This window comes from Xenorhabdus cabanillasii (assembly GCF_003386665.1).
GTDB lineage: Bacteria > Pseudomonadota > Gammaproteobacteria > Enterobacterales > Enterobacteriaceae > Xenorhabdus > Xenorhabdus cabanillasii.
Genome location: NZ_QTUB01000001.1, coordinates 3,197,794 through 3,218,583 on the forward strand (window position 1 = coordinate 3,197,794; position 20,790 = coordinate 3,218,583).

The 20,790-nt window shown below is 56.7% G+C and carries 2 protein-coding genes and 1 pseudogene; all 3 read right to left on the reverse strand.

Features of this window, described 5'->3' with window-relative positions; genetic code table 11:
• Window positions 1-96: 96 nt before the first annotated feature.
• Entirely contained in the window at window positions 97-9,975 is a 9,879-nt protein-coding gene (locus BDD26_RS14790) for a non-ribosomal peptide synthetase (protein WP_280524525.1), read from the reverse strand.
• A 91-nt stretch (window positions 9,976-10,066) separates the two neighbouring features.
• A pseudogene (locus BDD26_RS20550) lies at window positions 10,067-10,876 on the reverse strand (condensation domain-containing protein); the annotation flags it as partial.
• A gap of 11 nt (window positions 10,877-10,887) precedes the next feature.
• Entirely contained in the window at window positions 10,888-20,790 is a 9,903-nt protein-coding gene (locus BDD26_RS14795) for a non-ribosomal peptide synthetase (RefSeq protein ID WP_115826951.1), read from the reverse strand.

Sequence of the window (20,790 nt, forward strand, 5' to 3'; positions counted from 1 at the left end):
TTCTTTTTCCCAGCAATTGTAAAAAACATCCCTTCATAGAAGAAGATAGTATTCTTGGCAGAGCTGCTAACCACCTCCATAGGAGGTGGTATACAGTTAATAATTTTCTTTTGTAGCCATAATGGCTTCCAGTAAGGCCTGACCGACATGTTTGATATGCGGCAACTTCATAATGGATTCATGAGAACCAACAACAGGAACGATAGAGAGCTGTTCTGGTGGAATAACATCTTCCCACCCAAGGGCATAGCTATGTTGCTCATTTTGTTCTGTTGCCTTGAATAAGACGACATGAAAAGGGATTTCTGAAGCAATGTTTGTTGGGGCAATATAATGATAAGCCGCAACCGTGATATTATGATAAAGACTCAGATAGTAGAGAATATTATCTGAAGGGATTTGAGGTGGTAATAAATCGTTCTGCTGAGCAAAAGCCAGCAGGGTATTGTAGTCATGTTTATCTGTCATCCTTTGTAATTCCTCATTCACGTGAGGGGAAATCTCTGTCTCTTCTGCGAGTAAGTCATACAAAGTATTTTTTGCATTAAATAGTAATCCAGCCTGTTTATCTTCCTGAGTGAATGTATCCTGATAACTAGCAACCGAATCAATTAATCCTATGAAATTGACTGTGTCTCCCTCAGCTATTAATTGGTTGGCTATTTCATATGCAAGAGTTCCGCCGATTGACCATCCAGCAATCGTATAAGGTCCTGATATTTGGGCTTGACGAATAGAGGTAATATATTCTTTAGCCATTTCGCTAAATGTTAATTGAAGATTTTCATCTCCGAATCTATCACTGGCGGTAATTCCATAAATTGTCATATCTTGATCATGAATATGCGCGGCAAGATCATAGGCATAGTGGACGCCACCTCCTGCTGGATGGACAAGAAGCAGTGACGATTCTCCTTTGCCCTGGCGGATAGTGACTATGTTTTTTTGCTGTTCCTGATGGTTACCGGATAAAAGCTGTTGGAGGTAACAGGCAAGCTTACTGATTGTTGGGTGAAGGAATAGATCTCGTATTGCGATATTGATGTTTAAAGCCCGACGTAAGCGTGTAACAATTTGTAATGTCAGTAGAGAGTGCCCACCTAATTCGAAGAAATGATCATGCCGTCCGATACGGTCTAATCCGAGGTTTTCTTGCCAAATTTCAGCAATGATATTCTCTATTTCACCGATAGGTGCCTCATAGTCTTGAGTAATCACAGCAAGCGCATCTGGTGATGGTAAAGATTGGCGATCCAGCTTACCATTTGGCGTTAGTGGAAATGAATCTAATGTTACAAAAGCATTGGGGATCATATAGTGGGGCAAACTGGTATGTAAAGTTTCCCGCAATTGTTCTAAATTCAGGGTTATCTCTGGCTGTAAAACCAGATAAGCCACCAGACGCTTATCATGAGTGATATCTTCACGTACCATCACAATCGCTTCTTGGATCCCAGGATAGGCAAGTAGTCTGGCTTCAATTTCACCCAGTTCAATCCGAAAACCACGGATCTTGACCTGAAAATCATTACGTCCGAGATAATCGATAGTCCCATCAGAAAGCCAACGTCCTAAATCTCCTGTTTTATACATTCGCGCATCAACTTGCTCACTGAAAGGATTGTGAACAAAGCGTTCATTGGTAAGTTCTGGCCGATTTAAATAACCACGAGCCACTCCGATACCTCCGATGTGAATTTCACCAATTACTCCAATGGGGACCGGCTGGTTGTGTTTATCAAGTAAATAAATTTGAGTATTGGCTATTGGACGACCAATCGTTATTTGAGATTTCGTATGATGGTTGATTTGCTCCATCAAAATGTTAGTGGATGCTGTTGACCAGATAGTTGTTTCTGTTGGTCCATACAGATTCCATAAGCTACTGACTTTTTGTTTTAAACGTTGTGCCAGTTCGTGAGATAGCGCTTCACCACCGCTTAATGCCTTGATGTCCGCCCCTGTCCATCCAGAATCAAGCAACATTCTCCAGGCGGTAGGTGTAGCCTGTACAATTTTGATGTTATGTAATGCAATTAATGCTGCCAATTGTTCGGGATCTTTGGCTATTTGTGACGGCGCTAAGACAATACGGCTGCCGCTGAATAAGGGTAAATAAAGTTCCAGCCCGGCTATATCAAAGCCAATGGTAGTGGAGAACAGCATGGTGTCGTCGGTAGTAATTTGTAATATCTCTTGCATTGAGAGCAGCAGGTTAACCACACTAATATGTTCTATCATTACCCCTTTGGGTAGCCCTGTTGAGCCGGAAGTATACAGCACATACGCCAGATTACGTGATGTAACACCTGAATCAGAGGCTGACAAATTACAATCTGGCTGATTTCTGATTTTTGCCTGGTACTCATTATCATCCAGTACCAATAAGGGAATTTCTGTATCGGAGAAACGAACTTGCAGGGCATATTGGGTCAGTAATACTACAGGCCGGCTGTCTGACAGCATATAGGACAGTCGTTCAGTAGGATAATCTGGGTCAAGAGGAACATAACCCGCGCCTGCTTTCAATATGCCTAATAAGCCGATGACCATATCCAGACTACGCTCAACACAAATTGCTATCCGATCATCTGGGCGTATACCAAGTTCAATTAAATAGTGTGCTAGCTGATTAGCTTTTCGGTTCAGTTCGTCGTAACACAATTGTTGATCGCCGTAAATTAAGGCGATAGCCATAGGAGAATCTTCTGCTTGTTGCTCAAAGCGTTGGTGGATTAAATCATCTTGCGAATATTCAATATGAGTGTTGTTGAATGTTTGCAAGAGTTGAATACGCTCTTCCTGTGGCAGGATGTTCAATTGTCGGCAGGTACGTTCTGGTGAGTTTTGCAAAATCTCGACTAAATCGTATAGCACAGTGTGCATGAAGGCGTTAATCCGTTTGGGATCAAGGAATGATACACACTGCATGGTCAGCGTGAATCCCTGTCCAGTATCATCAACTGCCAGACTTAGTGGGTAGTTGGTACGTTCATTAGAACTTAACAGCTCGATACCTTCCTCAGCAGATCGCGTATTCTGGTCGTTATCATTATTTGGGCTGTGGCGATAATTCAACAGACTGTTAAACAGAGGTAAAGGCGCCTTGACGCCACTGCATTGTTGAGCCAATGAAAGTGGAGCTTGTTCGTGTTCCAATAATTCACTCAATACCTGGTAAGTCTGCTGAACAACTTGCTGCACAGTGAAACCACCTAATTTAATGCGGATGGGAAGTGTATTCATAAACATACCGAGTGTTTTGTCTGAATTGACTACCCCCTGTAAACGTCCCAACAGCACAGTGCCAAAAACAACATCATCTCGTCCGCTGCATTGTGCCAGTACTTGTGCCCAGCCGATGTGGAACAGTACTGCTGCACTGACTCCTTGTTGGTGAGCACAATTTCGCAATGCTTGTGCCAGTGATGTTTCTAATTCGCATTCAGCTTCTGCGAACTGTTCACTGTTTTCGCCATGAACTTCCAACAAACCAAAAGGCAAAGTCGGTTCATCGACATCAGCTAAAAGCTGGCGGAAGTAAGCTTGGTGTTGCTCAAGAGGCACCATGCGGAGCTGGGCGATAAAGTTACGGTAAGGCAGAGGAGGGGGAAGTTGATTACCTTGCCCCAAGAGTATTGTCTGAATTTCATTGAATATGATTTCCAGTGAGTGATGATCACAAACCAGATGGTGATGTAGCAGGGCCAGCAACCATTTTCCACTATGGGGATCTTTGGCAATGGTGGCTGATAATAATGGAGCCTGTGTGATATTCAGACGTATCAAATGTGGATCAGTATGATGGAGTAATTGCTGCTCAGCCTGACCTTCGGGTGACAATGTCAGTTCGGTAATAGGAAGCTGTGCTTGACGATAAATAACTTGCACGGGTTCAGGAAGATCATTCCAATGAACCGCGCTACGTAAGATATCGTGACGGTTGATTATCTGCTGTAGTGCCTGTAAAAATGTTTCCAGCCTTGCACGACCGTCAAAGGCTATCATCATATTGTCCAGATAAATGTCACCTTTTGTTTCCAGTAAATGGTGAAACAGAATCCCTTCTTGTAATGGCCCCAGTGGGTAAATATCTTGAATATTGCTAACACCCCCAACCACGCTGGCAACGATTTGATCAATTTGCTCTTGTGTTAGTAATACCAATGGCAACATATCTGGTGTGATAATTTGACTATCATTTGTGATCAGATTAGGTGGAATGATTTGTGCTGTAGGATCATCAGTGGTCTTATTAATTAGATGGTTTGCCATATCTGCTAAGACAGGAAATGAAAATACGGCACTGACTTGCAATGTAAAGCCGCGTTGGCGCAGTTGTTCTATTAGACTGACGACCAGTAAAGAATGTCCGCCCAATTCAAAAAAGTTATCATGACGTCCTACCTGTTCCAGTTGTAGCAGATTTTGCCAGATAGTGGCTAATTGCTGTTCAGTTGTGTTGACAGGAGCTTGATATTCACGACTGATGACATCTGTGTGTTTAGGTACTGGTAATGCCTTGCGATCTATTTTCCCATTTGGGGTAAGTGGAAAAGCATCCAATGTCACAAATATACTGGGCAGCATATATTCCATTAAATGTGTACTTAATTGTTCACGCAACTGAATGGCATCGGGCGTGATATCTGACTGTGGGATAATATAAGCTACCAGATTGGTATTACCGTCCTTTTCTTCACGCGCTATAACCACAGCCTCTTTAACCCCCGGGCAGGCGGCCAGCCGGGTTTCAATTTCCCCCGGTTCAATGCGGAAGCCGCGGATCTTGACCTGAAAGTCATTGCGCCCCAGATAGTGGATATGCCCCTCCGGCCCCCAGTGCCCCAGATCCCCGGTGCGGTACATACGGGCCCCCGGCTGGGCGCTGAACGGATCACGGATAAACCGATCGGTGGTCAGATCAGGGCGGTTCAGGTAACCGCGGGCGACCCCCGCGCCCCCCACATAAATTTCCCCCGTGACCCCGACAGGCACCGGCTGGCCGTGCGTATCCAGGATATAGATTTTGCTGTTGGACAGCGGGCGGCCAATCGGGACGGCGGCCGTGAGTGCCGGCAGCTGCGGGGCCTGCCCGGCGTTCTCCGCGGCCCAGATAGTGGCCGTGACGGTGGTTTCCGTGGGGCCGTAGGCGTTAAGCCAGCGGCACGGCTGCGTTTCGGGCAGGGCCTGCCACGTCTGTAAGTGGCGGGCCGCTGCTTTTTCGCCGCCCACCGTCACCGTGCGTAAATCCGGGCTGAAGGGGCAGCGGCCGGCCGCCAGCTCCTGAACCCACAGGTGCCAGAACGCGGCCGGCACATCCAGGGCGGTGATTTTCTGCGCATGCAGAAACGCGCTAAATGCGCTGTCGGGGACTTGCAGGGCGGCCGGCCGCAGGATTAAGGTGGCCCCGGCGGCGAAGGTCGGGAAGATTTCCGACACCGCGGTATCAAACGCCACGGCGGTAAACTGCAACACCCGGTCGCGGGCGGTCAGGGGATTGACCTGCAACTGTGCCGCGACAAAGCTGGTCACATTGCGGTGTTCAATCATCACCCCTTTCGGTAACCCGGTCGAGCCGGAGGTGTAAATCACGTAGGCCAGATGGTGCGGCTGCAAGCCCAGCCGGGCCGGTTGCGGGTTTTCAGCCGCATACGTGTCGAGGGAGGCCTGCTGATGGGCCGTATCCAGGCACCAGATGGGAACGCGGGTCTCGGGCAGGTGCGGCTGTAAATGGGTTTGGGTCAGCAGCAGGACCGGCGCACAGTCTGCCAGCAGATACGTCAGGCGTTCGCGCGGGTGGTCGGTGGCCAGCGGCACATAACCGGCCCCCGCTTTGAGGATCCCCAGCAGGCCGATAATCAGGGCGGGCCCGCGCTCGGCGTAAATCGCCACCCGGTCATCGGGCCGCACGCCGGCGGCTATCAGGGCGTGGGCCAGCTGATTGGCGCGCCGGTTGAGGGCGGCGTAACTGAGTGACGTGTCGCCCCAGACCAGGGCGGGGGCGGCCGGCGTGCGGGCCGCCTGCTGCTCAACCGTCTGGTGAAGCAGGCCGGCCGGCGGGGCCGTGACCGTGGCCGGATTAAAGGCCACCAGTAACCGGGTGCGCTCCTCGTCCGGCAAGACCGTCAGGCTGCGGATAGCGCGGGCCGGCGCGGTGTGCAGGGCATTGACCAGCTGGCTTAACGCCGACACCATATAGTGGTTAATGCGGGCCGGGTTCAGGGACTGCGGGCACTGGGCGGTTAACGCAAACCCGTCCTCAAAGGCATCCACATCCAGCGATAACGGGTAGTTGCTGTGTTCTTCATCGGAAAGAACCTGGATCCCGGCCCAGGCCGGTGAGGCCGTGGGATCGGGCTCCCGCTGGCTGTGGCGGAAATTGAGTAAACTGCTGAACAGGGGCCGCGGGGCCGGAATGCCACTGCACCGCTGCGCCAGGGCCAGCGGCGTTTGCTCATGCGCCAGCAGGGCACTGAGCTGCTGATGGGTGGCCTGTACGGTCTGTTGCACCGTGTCAGCCTGTAGCCGAATACGGACCGGCAGGGTATTGATCAGCATGCCGAATACCTGGGCCGTCCCGGCCCCGCCCTGCAGGCGCCCGAGTAACACCGTGCCGAACACAATATCGTCCCGCCCGCTGCACAGGGCCAGCACCTGGGCCCAGGCGACATGGAACAGGACCGCAGCGCTGACCCCCTGCTGGCGGGCACACGCGGTTATCTGCTGGCTGAGCGCGTTATCCAGCGGCATCACGGCTTCGGCGATATCGGCCGGCAGGTTTTGGGTATCGGCCAGGCCGAACGGCAGGGTGGGCTCGGTCACATCCCCGAGCAGCGCGCGGAAGTAAGCCCGGTGGGTTTCCGCCGGCACCGCCCGGATCTGGGCAATAAAGTGCCGGTAAGGCAGGGACGGCGGCAGCGTGTCACCCTGGCCGGCGAGCAGCGCCTGCATCTCATGAAAGATGATGTCCAGGGACAGGTGATCACACACCAGATGATGGTGTTGCAGGGCCAGAAGCCAGTGTGCGTGGCCCGGCTCTTGCGCGAAGGTGGCGGCCAGTAACGGGGCCCGGGTGATATCCAGGCGGGTCAGGCGGGGATCCGTCAGGCGGCGTAACTGCAGGTCGGCCGCCTCGCCGGGGACCAGCACGGCTTCGGTGCGGGGCAGGGGCGCCTGACGGTACACCACCTGCACGGGTTCGGGCAGGCCCTGCCAGTGGATTGCACTGCGTAAAATATCATGGCGGTCGATCACCTGTTGCAGGGCCTGTAAGAACGCTTCCAGCCGCGGGCGGCTGTCAAAGCGGATAAACTGGCGGTCCAGGTAGGTGTCGCCGCGGGTTTCCAGCAAATAATGGAATAAAATCCCTTCCTGCAGGGGCCCCAGCGGGTATATATCTTGCACATTGCGTGCGCCGCCGGCGACCCGGGCGACAATCGGGTCAAGCTGTGCCGGGGTCAGTGACAGCAGCGGTAACATCGCCGGGGTGATGGCCGGGCAGTCCGGCGGGATCAGGCTGGCGGCCCCGGCCGGTACGGGGCTGGCCGCCGGTTCGTGGTGCAGTTGCCGGGCCATCGCGGCCAGGGTCGGGGCGGCAAACACGGCGCTGACCGGCAGGGTCCAGTGGTGCTGGCGCAGCTGCTCGATCAGGGTGACCACCAGCAACGAATGCCCGCCCAGTTCAAAGAAATTATCGTGGCGGCCGACCTGGGCCAGCCGGAGCAGGGCCTGCCAAATTGCCGCCAGCTGCTGCTCGGCCGCGCCCTGCGGGGCCGCATAGTCCCGGCTGACCCGGGCGGCGCGATCGGGGGCCGGTAAAGCCGGGCGGTCAATTTTGCCACTCGGGGTCAGCGGGAAGGCGTCCAGGGTCACGAAGGCACTGGGGATCATATAGCCGGCCAGGTGCGGGCTGAGCTGGTCACGCAGCCGGGCGGCCTCCAGCGGACTACCGGCGTCGGGGACTAAATACGCCACCAGCTGTTTATCCCCGCGCTCGTCTTCCCGGACGAGAACCAGGGCGTCCTTCACACCGGGACACGCCACCAGCTGCGTTTCGATTTCCCCCGGTTCAATGCGGAAGCCGCGCAGTTTGACCTGAAAATCATTGCGCCCCAGGTAGTGGATATCGCCCGCCGGCCCCCAGTGGCCCAGATCCCCGGTGCGGTACATCCGGGCGTCCGGTTCGGCGCGGAAGGGATCGGGGAGAAAGCGGTCCGCGGTCAGGTCAGGCCGGTTCAGGTAGCCGCGGGCCACCCCCTCGCCGCCGATATAGAGTTCGCCGGTAACCCCGACGGGCACGGGCTGCCCCAGGGGATCGAGGATATAGACGGTGGTATTGGCCATGGGCCGGCCGATGGGGATATCGTCCGCGGGCGGGGGATGGCCGGGCTCATACAGGCAGGCGGTGGCATTGACGGTGGTTTCGGTCGGGCCATAAATATTAATCCAGCGGCAGGCCTGGGTCGCCGGGCTGGCTGACCAGGCCTGCAGGTGGCGCACTTCCGCTTTTTCGCCGCTGGCGGCCACGGAACGCAGGGCGGGCGGGGGCACGCTGTGCCCGGCCCGGACTTCCTGCGCCCAGAGATGCCAGAACGCGGTGGGCAAATCAACCACCGTGATATGATGGGTGTGCAGAAAGGCCGTAAAGTCGCTGTCCGGCACTTTAAGGCGGGCCGGGCGCAAGACCAGGGTGGCGCCCGCCGCCAGGGTGGGGAAGATTTCGGCCACGGAATTATCAAAGCCAAAGGAAGCGAACTGCAGCACCCGGTCATGCGGCGTCAGGGCGGTCAGCTGGATTTGCGCCTGTATAAAATTCACCACCTGCCGGTGCTCGACCATCACCCCTTTCGGCCGGCCGGTGGAGCCGGAGGTATACAGCACATACGCCAGATTGGCGGGCGTGAGGCCGGAGGCCGGGATGGAAATATTGTCATGGGGGTAACCGGCGAGCTGCGTGTGATGGGCGGCGCCGTCCAGGGCCCAAATGGGCCGGCCGCTGCTGGCCAGGCGGGCCTCCAGGTGACGCTGGGTCAGTATCAGCACTGGCCGGCTGTCCGCCAGCATATAGGTTAACCGGTCGGTGGGGTAGTCGGGATCGAGCGGCACGTAGCTGGCGCCGGCCTTTAAGATGGCCAGCATCCCGATGATCATCGCCGGGCTGCGTTCGGCACACAGGGCAATACGGTCATCCGGGCGGACGCCCGTGGCCCGGAGGGCATGGGCCAGCTGATTGGCCTGCCGGTTTAATTCGGCATAACTGAGCCGGCCGGTTTCGCTCACCAGGGCCGGGGCCGCGGGGGTGGCGGCCGCCTGCTGTTCAATCAGCTGGTGGATAAGCGACTCCCGCGGGTAAGCCCGGGCGGTGGCGTTAAACTGGGTCAGTAACTGGTGGCGCTGTGCCGGGGTCAGCAGCGGGAGTGATCCGACGGGCTGGCTGGCATCGGCGGCCATCGCCGTCAATACCCGGGTCAGATAGCCGCTGAGACGGGTGATGGTGGCCCGCTCGAACAGGTCGCGGGCGTATTCCAGCTCGCCCGAAATCCCCGCGGCGGTTTCATTCAGGGATAACGTCAGGTCAAACTGGGCATTATTGCGGGCGGCGGGCACCTCGGTCAGGGTTAACCCGGGTAATTCGAACCGCGAATGTTTGGGGGTGTTATCCAGGGCAAACATCACCTGAAAGATCGGGCTGTGGCTCAGGCTGCGCGGGGGGTGCAGGGCCTCGACCAGCTGTTCAAACGGCAGATCCTGATGGGCATACGCTGCCATCGTGTGGGTTTTTACCCGGGCCAGTAAGGCCTGCACGGTGGGGTTATCGTCCAGCGTGACCCTTAAGGCCAGGGTATTGACAAAGAAGCCGATTAACGGCTCTAACGCACTGTGCTGCCGGTTTGCCACGGGGGTGCCAATCACGATATCCGGCTGGCCGCTTAACCGGGCCAGTAAAATCGCCCAGCCGGTCAGCAGGGTCATAAACAGGGTGGTGCCCTGCTGCTGGCTGACGGTTTTTTAAGGCGGCCACCAGGGGCGGGGCTAAGGTCACGGGCACCTGATCGCCCCGGTAGCTTTGCACGGCAGGCCGGGCGTGATCGGTGGGTAAGGCCAGTAACGCCGGGGCACCGTGTAACGCCCGGCGCCAGAAGTCCAGCTGGGTTGCCAGCACCGTCCCCTGTAACCATTGCCGCTGCCACAGCGCATAATCGGCATACTGCACGGGCAGCGGCGGCAGCGGATCGGGCTGCCCCTGGGTAAAGGCCCGGTAAAGGGTGGCCAGTTCATGCAGCAGGATATTCAGGGACCAGCCATCGGTAATAATGTGGTGCTGGGTTAACAGCAGGCGGTACTGGTGGTCGGCAAGCTTCAGTAATTGGGCGCGTATCAGGGGGCCGGTGCCAAAATCAAAGGGGTGGGTGGCTTCCCACTCAGTGGCAGCATCAAGGGCCGCGTGCCGGTCGGCGGCCGGTAACCGGCTGAGATCGTGCACCGTCAGGGCAAACCCGCTGTCCGGGGGGCCGATGATTTGCCGGGCTTGTCCGTCGATCAGCCGGAAGGTGGTGCGCAGGATTTCGTGCCGGGCGACCAGGCGATCCAACGCGGCGTTGAGGGCCGGCAGATCCAGAACGCCGTGCAAATGTAAACCATCTGATACGTGATAGGCGGTTTGGGCTGCGGGGTCGAGTTGCGCTAAAAACCATAAGCGCTGCTGCGCCCAGGAGAGTGGTAATTCCTGTTTCGGATCAGTTCTACTGACTAGCTGATATTTTTCTTCAATTTGCTTATCTGGAATCCGTCCTTTCAGTTTTTTCTGAAGTACTGCCTGCTTTAACTGATTTAGTCTCTGTTCGTTATTATTCATTTTGTTTATTTTGTCCATTTTGTTCACTATTAATCTTCACGTAACATGGCAAGTAACTCATCCTCAGACAGATCATCCAGCTCTTGTTGTATAGAACTGATATCTTGTTGTATTGATGAAATAAGTTCAGCAAGTTGAGATAGAGTTGAATGACGGAAGATATCTGCAACCGATATATCGAGATGAAATGTATTACGCAGGCGTCTGGATAATTGCATGATAGAAAGCGAGTTTCCTCCCAATACAAAGAAATCATCATGGCGTCCAGCTTGGTCCAACCCTAATAAATCCTGCCAAATTGTGGCAAGTTGTTGCTCAATTTCGCCTTGAGGAATTTCATATGCATGGACAGCAATAGAGGAACGATCCGGCTCAGGCAGTGCCTGACGATCCAGTTTTCCATTTGCGGTGAGCGGCAAGGTGTCCAATATCATATAAGCCTGAGGAAGCATATACTCCATTAAGTGACGGCTGAGTTGTTCACGCAATTCATTGGGATCTAAAGAGATATTGGGTTGTGGTATTAGATAAGCGACTAGATATTGATCCCCTGTTGTATTTTCACGTGCAATGACCACAGCCTCTTTAACCCCCGGGCAGGCGGCCAGCCGGGTTTCAATTTCCCCCGGTTCAATGCGGAAGCCGCGGATCTTGACCTGAAAGTCATTGCGCCCCAGATAGTGGATATGCCCCTCCGGCCCCCAGTGCCCCAGATCCCCGGTGCGGTACATGCGGGCCCCCGGCTGGGCGCTGAACGGATCACGGATAAACCGATCGGCGGTCAGATCAGGGCGGTTCAGGTAACCGCGGGCGACCCCCGCGCCCCCCACATAAATTTCCCCCGTGACCCCGACAGGCACCGGCTGGCCGTGCGTATCCAGGATATAGATTTTGCTGTTGGACAGCGGGCGGCCAATCGGGACGGCGGCCGTGAGTGCCGGCAGCTGTGGGGCCTGTCCGGCGTTCTCCGCGGCCCAGATAGTGGCCGTGACGGTGGTTTCCGTGGGGCCGTAGGCGTTAAGCCAGCGGCACGGCTGCGTTTCGGGCAGGGCCTGCCACGTCTGTAAGTGGCGGGCCGCTGCTTTTTCGCCGCCCACCGTCACCGTGCGTAAATCCGGGCTGAAAGGGCAGCGGCCGGCCGCCAGCTCCTGAACCCACAGGTGCCAGAACGCGGCCGGCACATCCAGGGCGGTGATTTTCTGCGCATGCAGAAACGCGCTAAATGCGCTGTCGGGGACTTGCAGGGCAGCCGGCCGCAGGATTAAGGTGGCCCCGGCGGCGAAGGTCGGGAAGATTTCCGACACCGCGGTATCAAACGCCACGGCGGTAAACTGCAATACCCGGTCGCGGGCGGTCAGGGGATTGACCTGCAACTGTGCCGCGACAAAGCTGGTCACATTGCGGTGTTCAATCATCACCCCTTTCGGTAACCCGGTCGAGCCGGAGGTGTAAATCACGTAGGCCAGATGGTGCGGCTGCAAGCCCAGCCGGGCCGGTTGCGGGTTTTCAGCCGCATACGTGTCGAGGGTGGCCTGCTGATGGGCCGCATCCAGGCACCAGATGGGAACCGGGGTCTCGGGCAGGTGCGGCTGTAAATGGGTTTGGGTCAGCAGCAGGGCCGGCGCACAGTCTGCCAGCAGATACGTCAGGCGTTCGCGCGGGTGGTCGGTGGCCAGCGGCACATAACCGGCCCCCGCTTTGAGGATCCCCAGCAGGCCGATAATCAGGGCGGGCCCGCGCCCGGCGTAAATCGCCACCCGGTCATCGGGCCGCACGCCGGCGGCTATCAGGGCGTGGGCCAGCTGATTGGCGCGCCGGTTGAGGGCGGCGTAACTGAGTGACGTGTCGCCCCAGACCAGGGCAGGGGCGGCCGGCGTGCGGGCCGCCTGCTGCTCAACCGTCTGGTGAAGCAGGCCGGCCGGCGGGGCCGTGACCGTGGCCGGATTAAAGGCCACCAGTAACCGGGTGCGCTCCTCGTCCGGCAAGACCGTCAGGCTGCGGATAGCGCGGGCCGGCGCGGTGTGCAGGGCATTGACCAGCTGGCTTAACGCCGACACCATATAGTGGTTAATGCGGGCCGGGTTCAGGGACTGCGGGCACTGGGCGGTTAACGTAAACCCGTCCTCAAAGGCATCCACATCCAGCGATAACGGGTAGTTGCTGTGTTCTTCACCGTCGAGGATCTGGATCCCGGCCCAGGCCGGTGAGGCCGTGGGATCGGGCTCCCGCTGGCTGTGGCGGAAATTGAGTAAGCTGCTGAACAGGGGCCGCGGGGCCGGAATGCCACTGCACCGCTGCGCCAGGGCCAGCGGCGTTTGCTCGTGCGCGAGCAGGGCACTGAGCTGCTGATGGGTGGCCTGTACGGTCTGTTGCACCGTGTCAGCCTGTAGCCGAATACGGACCGGCAGGGTATTGATCAGCATGCCGAATACCTGGGCTGTCCCGGCCCCGCCCTGCAGGCGCCCGAGTAACACCGTGCCGAACACAATATCGTCCCGCCCGCTGCACAGGGCCAGCACCTGGGCCCAGGCGACATGGAACAGGACCGCGGCGCTGACCCCCTGCTGGCGGGCACACGCGGTTATCTGCTGGCTGAGCGCGTTATCCAGCGGCATCGCGGCTTCGGCGATATCGGCCGGCAGGTTTTGGGTATCGGCCAGGCCGAACGGCAGGGTGGGCTCGGTCACATCCCCGAGCAGCGCGCGGAAGTAAGCCCGGTGGGTTTCCGCCGGCACCGCCCGGATCTGGGCAATAAAGTGCCGGTAAGGCAGGGACGGCGGCAGCGTGTCACCCTGGCCGGCGAGCAGCGCCTGCATTTCATGAAAGATGATGTCCAGGGACAGGTGATCACACACCAGGTGATGGTGTTGCAGGGCCAGAAGCCAGTGTGCGTGGCCCGGCTCTTGCGCGAAGGTGGCAGCCAGTAATGGGGCCCGGGTGATATCCAGGCGGGGGGCCGTCAGGCGGCGTAACTGCAGGTCGGCCGCCTCGCCGGGGACCAGCACGGCTTCGGTGCGGGGCAGGGGCGCCTGACGGTACACCACCTGCACGGGTTCGGGCAGGCCCTGCCAGTGGACCGCACTGCGCAAAATATCATGGCGGTCGATCACCTGTTGCAGGGCCTGTAAGAACGCCTCCAGCCGCGGGCGGCTGTCAAAGCGGATAAACTGGCGGTCCAGGTAGGTGTCGCCGCGGGTTTCCAGCAAATAATGGAATAAAATCCCTTCCTGCAGGGGCCCCAGCGGGTATATATCTTGCACATTGCGTGCGCCGCCGGCGACCCGGGCGACAATCGGGTCAAGCTGTGCCGGGGTCAGTGACAGCAGCGGTAACATCGCCGGGGTGATGGCCGGGCAGTCCGGCGGGATCAGGCTGGCGGCCCCGGCCGGTACGGGGCTGGCCGCCGGTTCGTGGCGCAGTTGCCGGGCCATCGCGGCCAGGGTCGGGGCGGCAAACACGGCGCTGACCGGCAGGGTCCAGTGGTGCTGGCGCAGCTGCTCGATCAGGGTGACCACCAGCAACGAATGCCCGCCCAGTTCAAAGAAATTATCGTGGCGGCCGACCTGGGCCAGCCGGAGCAGGGCCTGCCAAATTGCCGCCAGCTGCTGCTCGGCCGCGCCCTGCGGGGCCGCATAGTCCCGGCTGACCCGGGCGGCGCGATCGGGGGCCGGTAAAGCCGGGCGGTCAATTTTGCCGCTCGGGGTCAGCGGGAAGGCGTCCAGGGTCACGAAGGCACTGGGGATCATATAGCCGGCCAGGTGCGGGCTGAGCTGGTCACGCAGCCGGGCGGCCTCCAGCGGACTACCGGCGTCGGGGACTAAATACGCCACCAGCTGTTTATCCCCGCGCTCGTCTTCCCGGACGAGAACCAGGGCGTCCTTCACGCCGGGACACGCCACCAGCTGCGTTTCGATTTCCCCCGGTTCAATGCGGAAGCCGCGCAGTTTGACCTGAAAATCATTGCGCCCCAGGTAGTGGATATCGCCCGCCGGCCCCCAGTGGCCCAGATCCCCGGTGCGGTACATCCGGGCATCCGGTTCGGCGCGGAAGGGATCGGGGAGAAAGCGGTCCGCGGTCAGGTCAGGCCGGTTCAGGTAGCCGCGGGCCACCCCCTCGCCGCCGATATAGAGCTCGCCGGTAACCCCGACGGGCACGGGCTGCCCCAGGGGGTCGAGGATATAGACGGTGGTATTGGCCATGGGCCGGCCGATGGGGATATCGTCCGCGGGCGGGGGATGGCCGGGCTCATACAGGCAGGCGGTGGCATTGACGGTGGTTTCGGTCGGGCCATAAATATTAATCCAGCGGCAGGCCTGGGTCGCCGGGCTGGCTGACCAGGCCTGCAGGTGGCGCACTTCCGCTTTTTCGCCGCTGGCGGCCACGGAACGCAGGGCGGGCGGGGGCATGCTGTGCCCGGCCCGGACTTCCTGCGCCCAGAGATGCCAGAACGCGGTGGGCAAATCAACCACCGTGATATGATGGGTGTGCAGAAAGGCCGTAAAGTCGCTGTCCGGCACTTTAAGGCGGGCCGGGCGCAAGACCAGGGTGGCGCCCGCCGCCAGGGTGGGGAAGATTTCGGCCACGGAATTATCAAAGCCAAAGGAAGCGAACTGCAGCACCCGGTCATGCGGCGTCAGGGCGGTCAGCTGGATTTGCGCCTGTATAAAATTCACCACCTGCCGGTGCTCGACCATCACCCCTTTCGGCCGGCCGGTGGAGCCGGAGGTATACAGCACATACGCCAGATTGGCGGGCGTGAGGCCGGAGGCCGGGATGGAAATATTGTCATGGGGGTAACCGGCGAGCTGCGTGTGATGGGCGGCGCCGTCCAGGGCCCAAATGGGCCGGCCGCTGCTGGCCAGGCGGGCCTCCAGGTGACGCTGGGTCAGTATCAGCACTGGCCGGCTGTCCGCCAGCATATAGGTTAACCGGTCGGTGGGGTAGTCGGGATCGAGCGGCACGTAGCTGGCGCCGGCCTTTAAGATGGCCAGCATCCCGATGATCATCGCCGGGCTGCGTTCGGCACACAGGGCAATACGGTCATCCGGGCGGACGCCCGTGGCCCGGAGGGCATGGGCCAGCTGATTGGCGTGCCGGTTTAATTCGGCATAACTGAGCCGGCCGGTTTCGCTCACCAGGGCCGGGGCCGCGGGGGTGGCGGCCGCCTGCTGTTCAATCAGCTGGTGGATAAGCGACTCCCGCGGGTAAGCCCGGGCGGTGGCGTTAAACTGGGTCAGTAACTGGTGGCGCTGCGCCGGGGTCAGCAGCGGGAGTGATCCGACGGGCTGGCTGGCATCGGCGGCCATCGCCGTCAATACCCGGGTCAGATAGCCGCTGAGGCGGGTGATGGTGGCCCGCTCGAACAGGTCGCGGGCGTATTCCAGCTCGCCCGAAATCCCCGCGGCGGTTTCATTCAGGGATAACGTCAGGTCAAACTGGGCATTATTGCGGGCGGCGGGCACCTCGGTCAGGGTTAACCCGGGTAATTCGAACCGCGAATGTTTGGGGGTGTTATCCAGGGCAAACATCACCTGAAAGATCGGGCTGTGGCTCAGGCTGCGCGGGGGGTGCAGGGCCTCGACCAGCTGTTCAAACGGCAGATCCTGATGGGCATACGCTGCCACTGCGTGGGTTTTTACCCGGGCCAGTAAGGCCTGCACGGTGGGGTTATCGTCCAGCGTGACCCTTAAGGCCAGGGTGTTGACAAAGAAGCCGATTAACGGCTCTAACGCACTGTGCTGCCGGTTTGCCACGGGGGTGCCAATCACGATATCCGGCTGGCCGCTTAACCGGGCCAGTAAAATCGCCCAGCCGGTCAGCAGGGTCATAAACAGGGTGGTGCCCTGCTGCTGGCTGACGGCTTTTAAGGCGGCCACCAGGGGCGGGGCTAAGGTCACGGGCACCTGATCGCCCCGGTAGCTTTGCACGGCAGGCCGGGCGTGATCGGTGGGTAAGGCCAGTAACGCCGGTGCACCGTGTAACGCCCGGCGCCAGAAGTCCAGCTGGGTTGCCAGCACCGTCCCCTGTAACCATTGCCGCTGCCACAGCGCATAATCGGCATACTGCACGGGCAGCGGCGGCAGCGGATCGGGCTGCCCCTGGGTAAAGGCCCGGTAAAGGGTGGCCAGTTCATGCAGCAGGATATTCAGGGACCAGCCATCGGTAATAATGTGGTGCTGGGTTAACAGCAGGCGGTGCTGGTGCTCGGCAAGCTTCAGTAATTGGGCGCGTATCAGGGGACCGGTGCCAAAATCGAAGGGGTGGGTGGCTTCCCACTCAGTGGCAGCATCAAGGGCCGCGTGCCGGTCGGCGGCCGGTAACCGGCTGAGATCGTGCACCGTCAGGGCAAACCCGCTGTCCGGGGGGCCGATGATTTGCCGGGCTTGCCCGTCGATCAGCCGGAAGGTGGTGCGCAGGATTTCGTGCCGGGCGACCAGGCGATCCAACGCGGCGTTGAGGGCCGGCAGATCCAGGATGCCGTGCAAATGTAAACCTCCTGATACGTGATAGGCGGTTTGGGCTGCGGGGTCGAGTTGCGCTAAAAACCATAAGCGCTGCTGCGCCCAGGAGAGTGGTAATGGCTCTTGGCGACTGACAGGCACGATGTCGGGTTGAATTGATTGAGTTTCTACTACCAAAGTTTGTGCTAAGTCGGCTAATGTTGGTTGAAGAAACAGATCTTGCAGCGTGACATTAATATTCAGGGTCTGACGTAAGCGAGACGCGACCTGTACCGTCAATAAAGAATGCCCGCCTAACTCAAAGAAATTGTCATGGCGTCCGACTTGCTCCAGGCCCAATAAACTTTGCCAAATTTCTGCCAGTTGTTGCTCAATTTCTCCCTGTGGTGCGGCATATTCACGGTTAACACTGGCGGAGCGATCAGGGGCGGGCAGGGCTGCCCGGTCTACCTTACCGCTCTGATTTAGTGGGAAGGCCTCCAGTGTAACGAAGGCACTGGGGATCATATAGCTGGCTAGGTTATTGCTGAGTTGTTCACGTAGACTGGTAACATTCAGAATAGCATTGGGTTGAGGGGTTAAATAAGCAACTAACCGTTTATCCCCATTATCATCCTCCCTTGCGATAACGATGGCATCTTTAACCCCCATGCAAGCAGCTAACTGAGTTTCAATTTCCCCTAGTTCAATACGGAAGCCGCGGATTTTGACCTGAAAGTCATTACGCCCCAGATAATGGATATTGCCATCCGGCAGCCAACGGCCTAAGTCACCCGTGCGATACATGCGTGCTTCCGGCTTATTACTGAATGGATCGCGAAGAAACCGTTCAGATGTCAGTTCAGGCCGGTTCAGATAGCCACGAGCAACACCATCCCCACCGATATATATCTCTCCGGTAACTCCGATAGGAACGGGTTGACCCTGTTTGTCCAGAATATAGATGCGGGTATTGGTAATGGGGCGGCCGATGGGGATATCTTCAAAAGGGCAGGGGTTGTCTTTATCAAACACACATGAGGTTGCGTTGACGGTGGTTTCGGTCGGGCCATAGGTATTAATCCAACGGCACTTTTGTGTCTCTGGACTGGCTAACCAGGCTTTCAGATGGCGAGATTCTGCCTTTTCGCCTCCGGCGGCGACAGAACGTAATTGTTTGGGAGGATAACTATAACCGTTGCTGATTTCTTGAGCCCATAAATGCCAGAAAGCGGTGGGTAAATCAACAACGGTAATATTATTTTCTTGCAGAAAGGTGATAAATTCTGCATCCGGTACTTTGATGTGAGCCGGACGTAAGATTAATGTAGCGCCAACAGCAAGGGTTGGAAATATTTCCGCGACTGAATTATCAAACCCAAATGAAGCAAATTGCAGTACACGGTCATATTGTGTCAATTTTGTCATTTGTATATGAGCATGAATTAAGTGTACTACGTTTCGGTGCTCAATCATGACTCCCTTAGGCAATCCCGTGGAGCCGGAAGTATACAGCACATACGCCAGATTTGAGGGCGTGAACCCTGACTGAGTGATTGAGATATTGTCCTGGGGTTGACTGGCGATATTAGTTTGATGTTCTGTGCTGTCCAGCGCCCAAATTGGCAGGCCGGTACTGGATAGTCGCGCGCTAAGATGGCACTGAGTCAGAATGAGTGCTGGCTGGCTGTCTGACAGCATATAGACTAACCGTTCTGTAGGATGTTCTGGATCCAGCGGAACATAGCTGGCTCCCGCCTTCAAAATTCCCAACAGACCGATGATCATTTCCAGGCTGCGCTCGACACAAATGGCTATCCGCTCATCTGGACGCACTCCCGCTGCTCTGATGGCATGCGCCAGTTGATTGGCATGTTGGTTTAATTCGGCGTAACTGAGTTGTCTCTCTTCCCCGATCAGGGCAATGGCATCTGGCCTGGATGCAGCCTGCTGTTCAACTAATTGATGGATAAGCCTGTCCTGCTGGTAGTCTTGCGCAGAGAGATTAAAATTGGTCAGTAGCTGAGAGCGTTGCGGTGACGTCAGCAACGGGAGAGTTTCTATTTGCTGGCTGTCATCAGCGATCATCGCCTCTAATAGAGTCTGTAGGTGACCGACCATGCGTTCAATACTGGCGTGTTCAAAAATATCGCTGGAATATTCCAAATCACCGACTAAACCTTGATCTGTGTCATTCAGAGATAAGGTTAGATCGAAATATGTGCTATTTCTGATACGTGACAGCTCCTTCACGTGTAACCCAGATAGCCCGAAACTTTGCTGCCCTGGCGTATTGTCCAAGGCCAGCATGACCTGAAAGATAGGGCTATGGCTTAGATTACGTGGCGGTTTTAACACCTCCACCAACTGTTCGAATGGCAAATCTTGATGTGCATAAGCGCTCAAGGCCTTATGTTTCACCTGATTCAATAATTCACTGACACTGGGGTTGTCATTTAATTGAATCCGTAAAGCTAACGTATTAACGAAGAAACCGATTAATGGTTCTAGTTCGTGCTGTTGTCGATTGGCAACGGGAGTGCCGATCACGAGATCGTACTGACCACTGATGCGAGAAAGCAACACCGCCCATCCTGCCAGCAGGGTCATAAATAAGGTTGTACCGTGACGTTGACTAAGTGTTTTTAATGCAGAGCTTAAGATGGGTGAAAAGGCGACATTAACCCGGTTGCCCGTATAACTTTGCTTTATCGGGCGTGGTTTGTCCGCAGGTAACTCCAGCAGTATTGGCGCACTTTGCAATTCATTGCGCCAGTAATTCAATAAATTTTCCAGAACTTTCCCTTGTAACCACTGATGTTGCCAAAGAGTGTAATCAGTATACTGGAGCGGTAATTCAGGTAATGGATCAACTAGCCCCTGGCAGAAAGAGTGATAAAGGGTGGATAGCTCATATATCAATACATTAACTGACCAGCCATCCGAGATAATATGGTGCTGTGTTAACAGTAGGATATGCTCATCTTCTGCTAAACGCAGCAAATGCCCTCTGAACAACGGCCCTTGGGTAAAATCGAAAGGAGTGATGGCCTCATGCTGTGCAGATTTTTCTACCGCAGTTTGTTTTTCTGACTCAGGCAACTGACTGATATCTTCAGTCGTTAAAGCAAAACCACCGTTGGCATCTCCGATAACTTGCCGGGCAGTACCTTCAATCGACTCAAAAGTTGTTCGCAGGATTTCATGGCGAGCAACAATCCTATCCAACGCAGCCTTAAGCGCATTCTGATTCAGGAGGCCCTGTAGGTGAAGCCCTGTCGACATATGGTAGGCTGTTTGTGCCGCCGGATCGAGTTGAGTTAAAAACCAAAGACGTTGTTGTGCCCAGGATAATGGGATATCACCCTTACGAGGCTGTACAGTAATTGATGTTCTTTGCGTATATTGACGAGTTAGCTTCGCTGCTTTAGCTGATTCAAGTAATTTTTCACGTTCCGCTAATGGTAAAGAATTTAATTCATTATTATTCAT

Coding starts and splice junctions, on each gene's coding strand:
- BDD26_RS14790 (WP_280524525.1), bottom strand. CDS start 9,975: ATGACCCTGCTGACCGGCTGGGCGATTTTACTGGCCCGGTTAAGCGGC.
- BDD26_RS14795 (WP_115826951.1), bottom strand. CDS start 20,790: ATGAATAATAATGAATTAAATTCTTTACCATTAGCGGAACGTGAAAAA.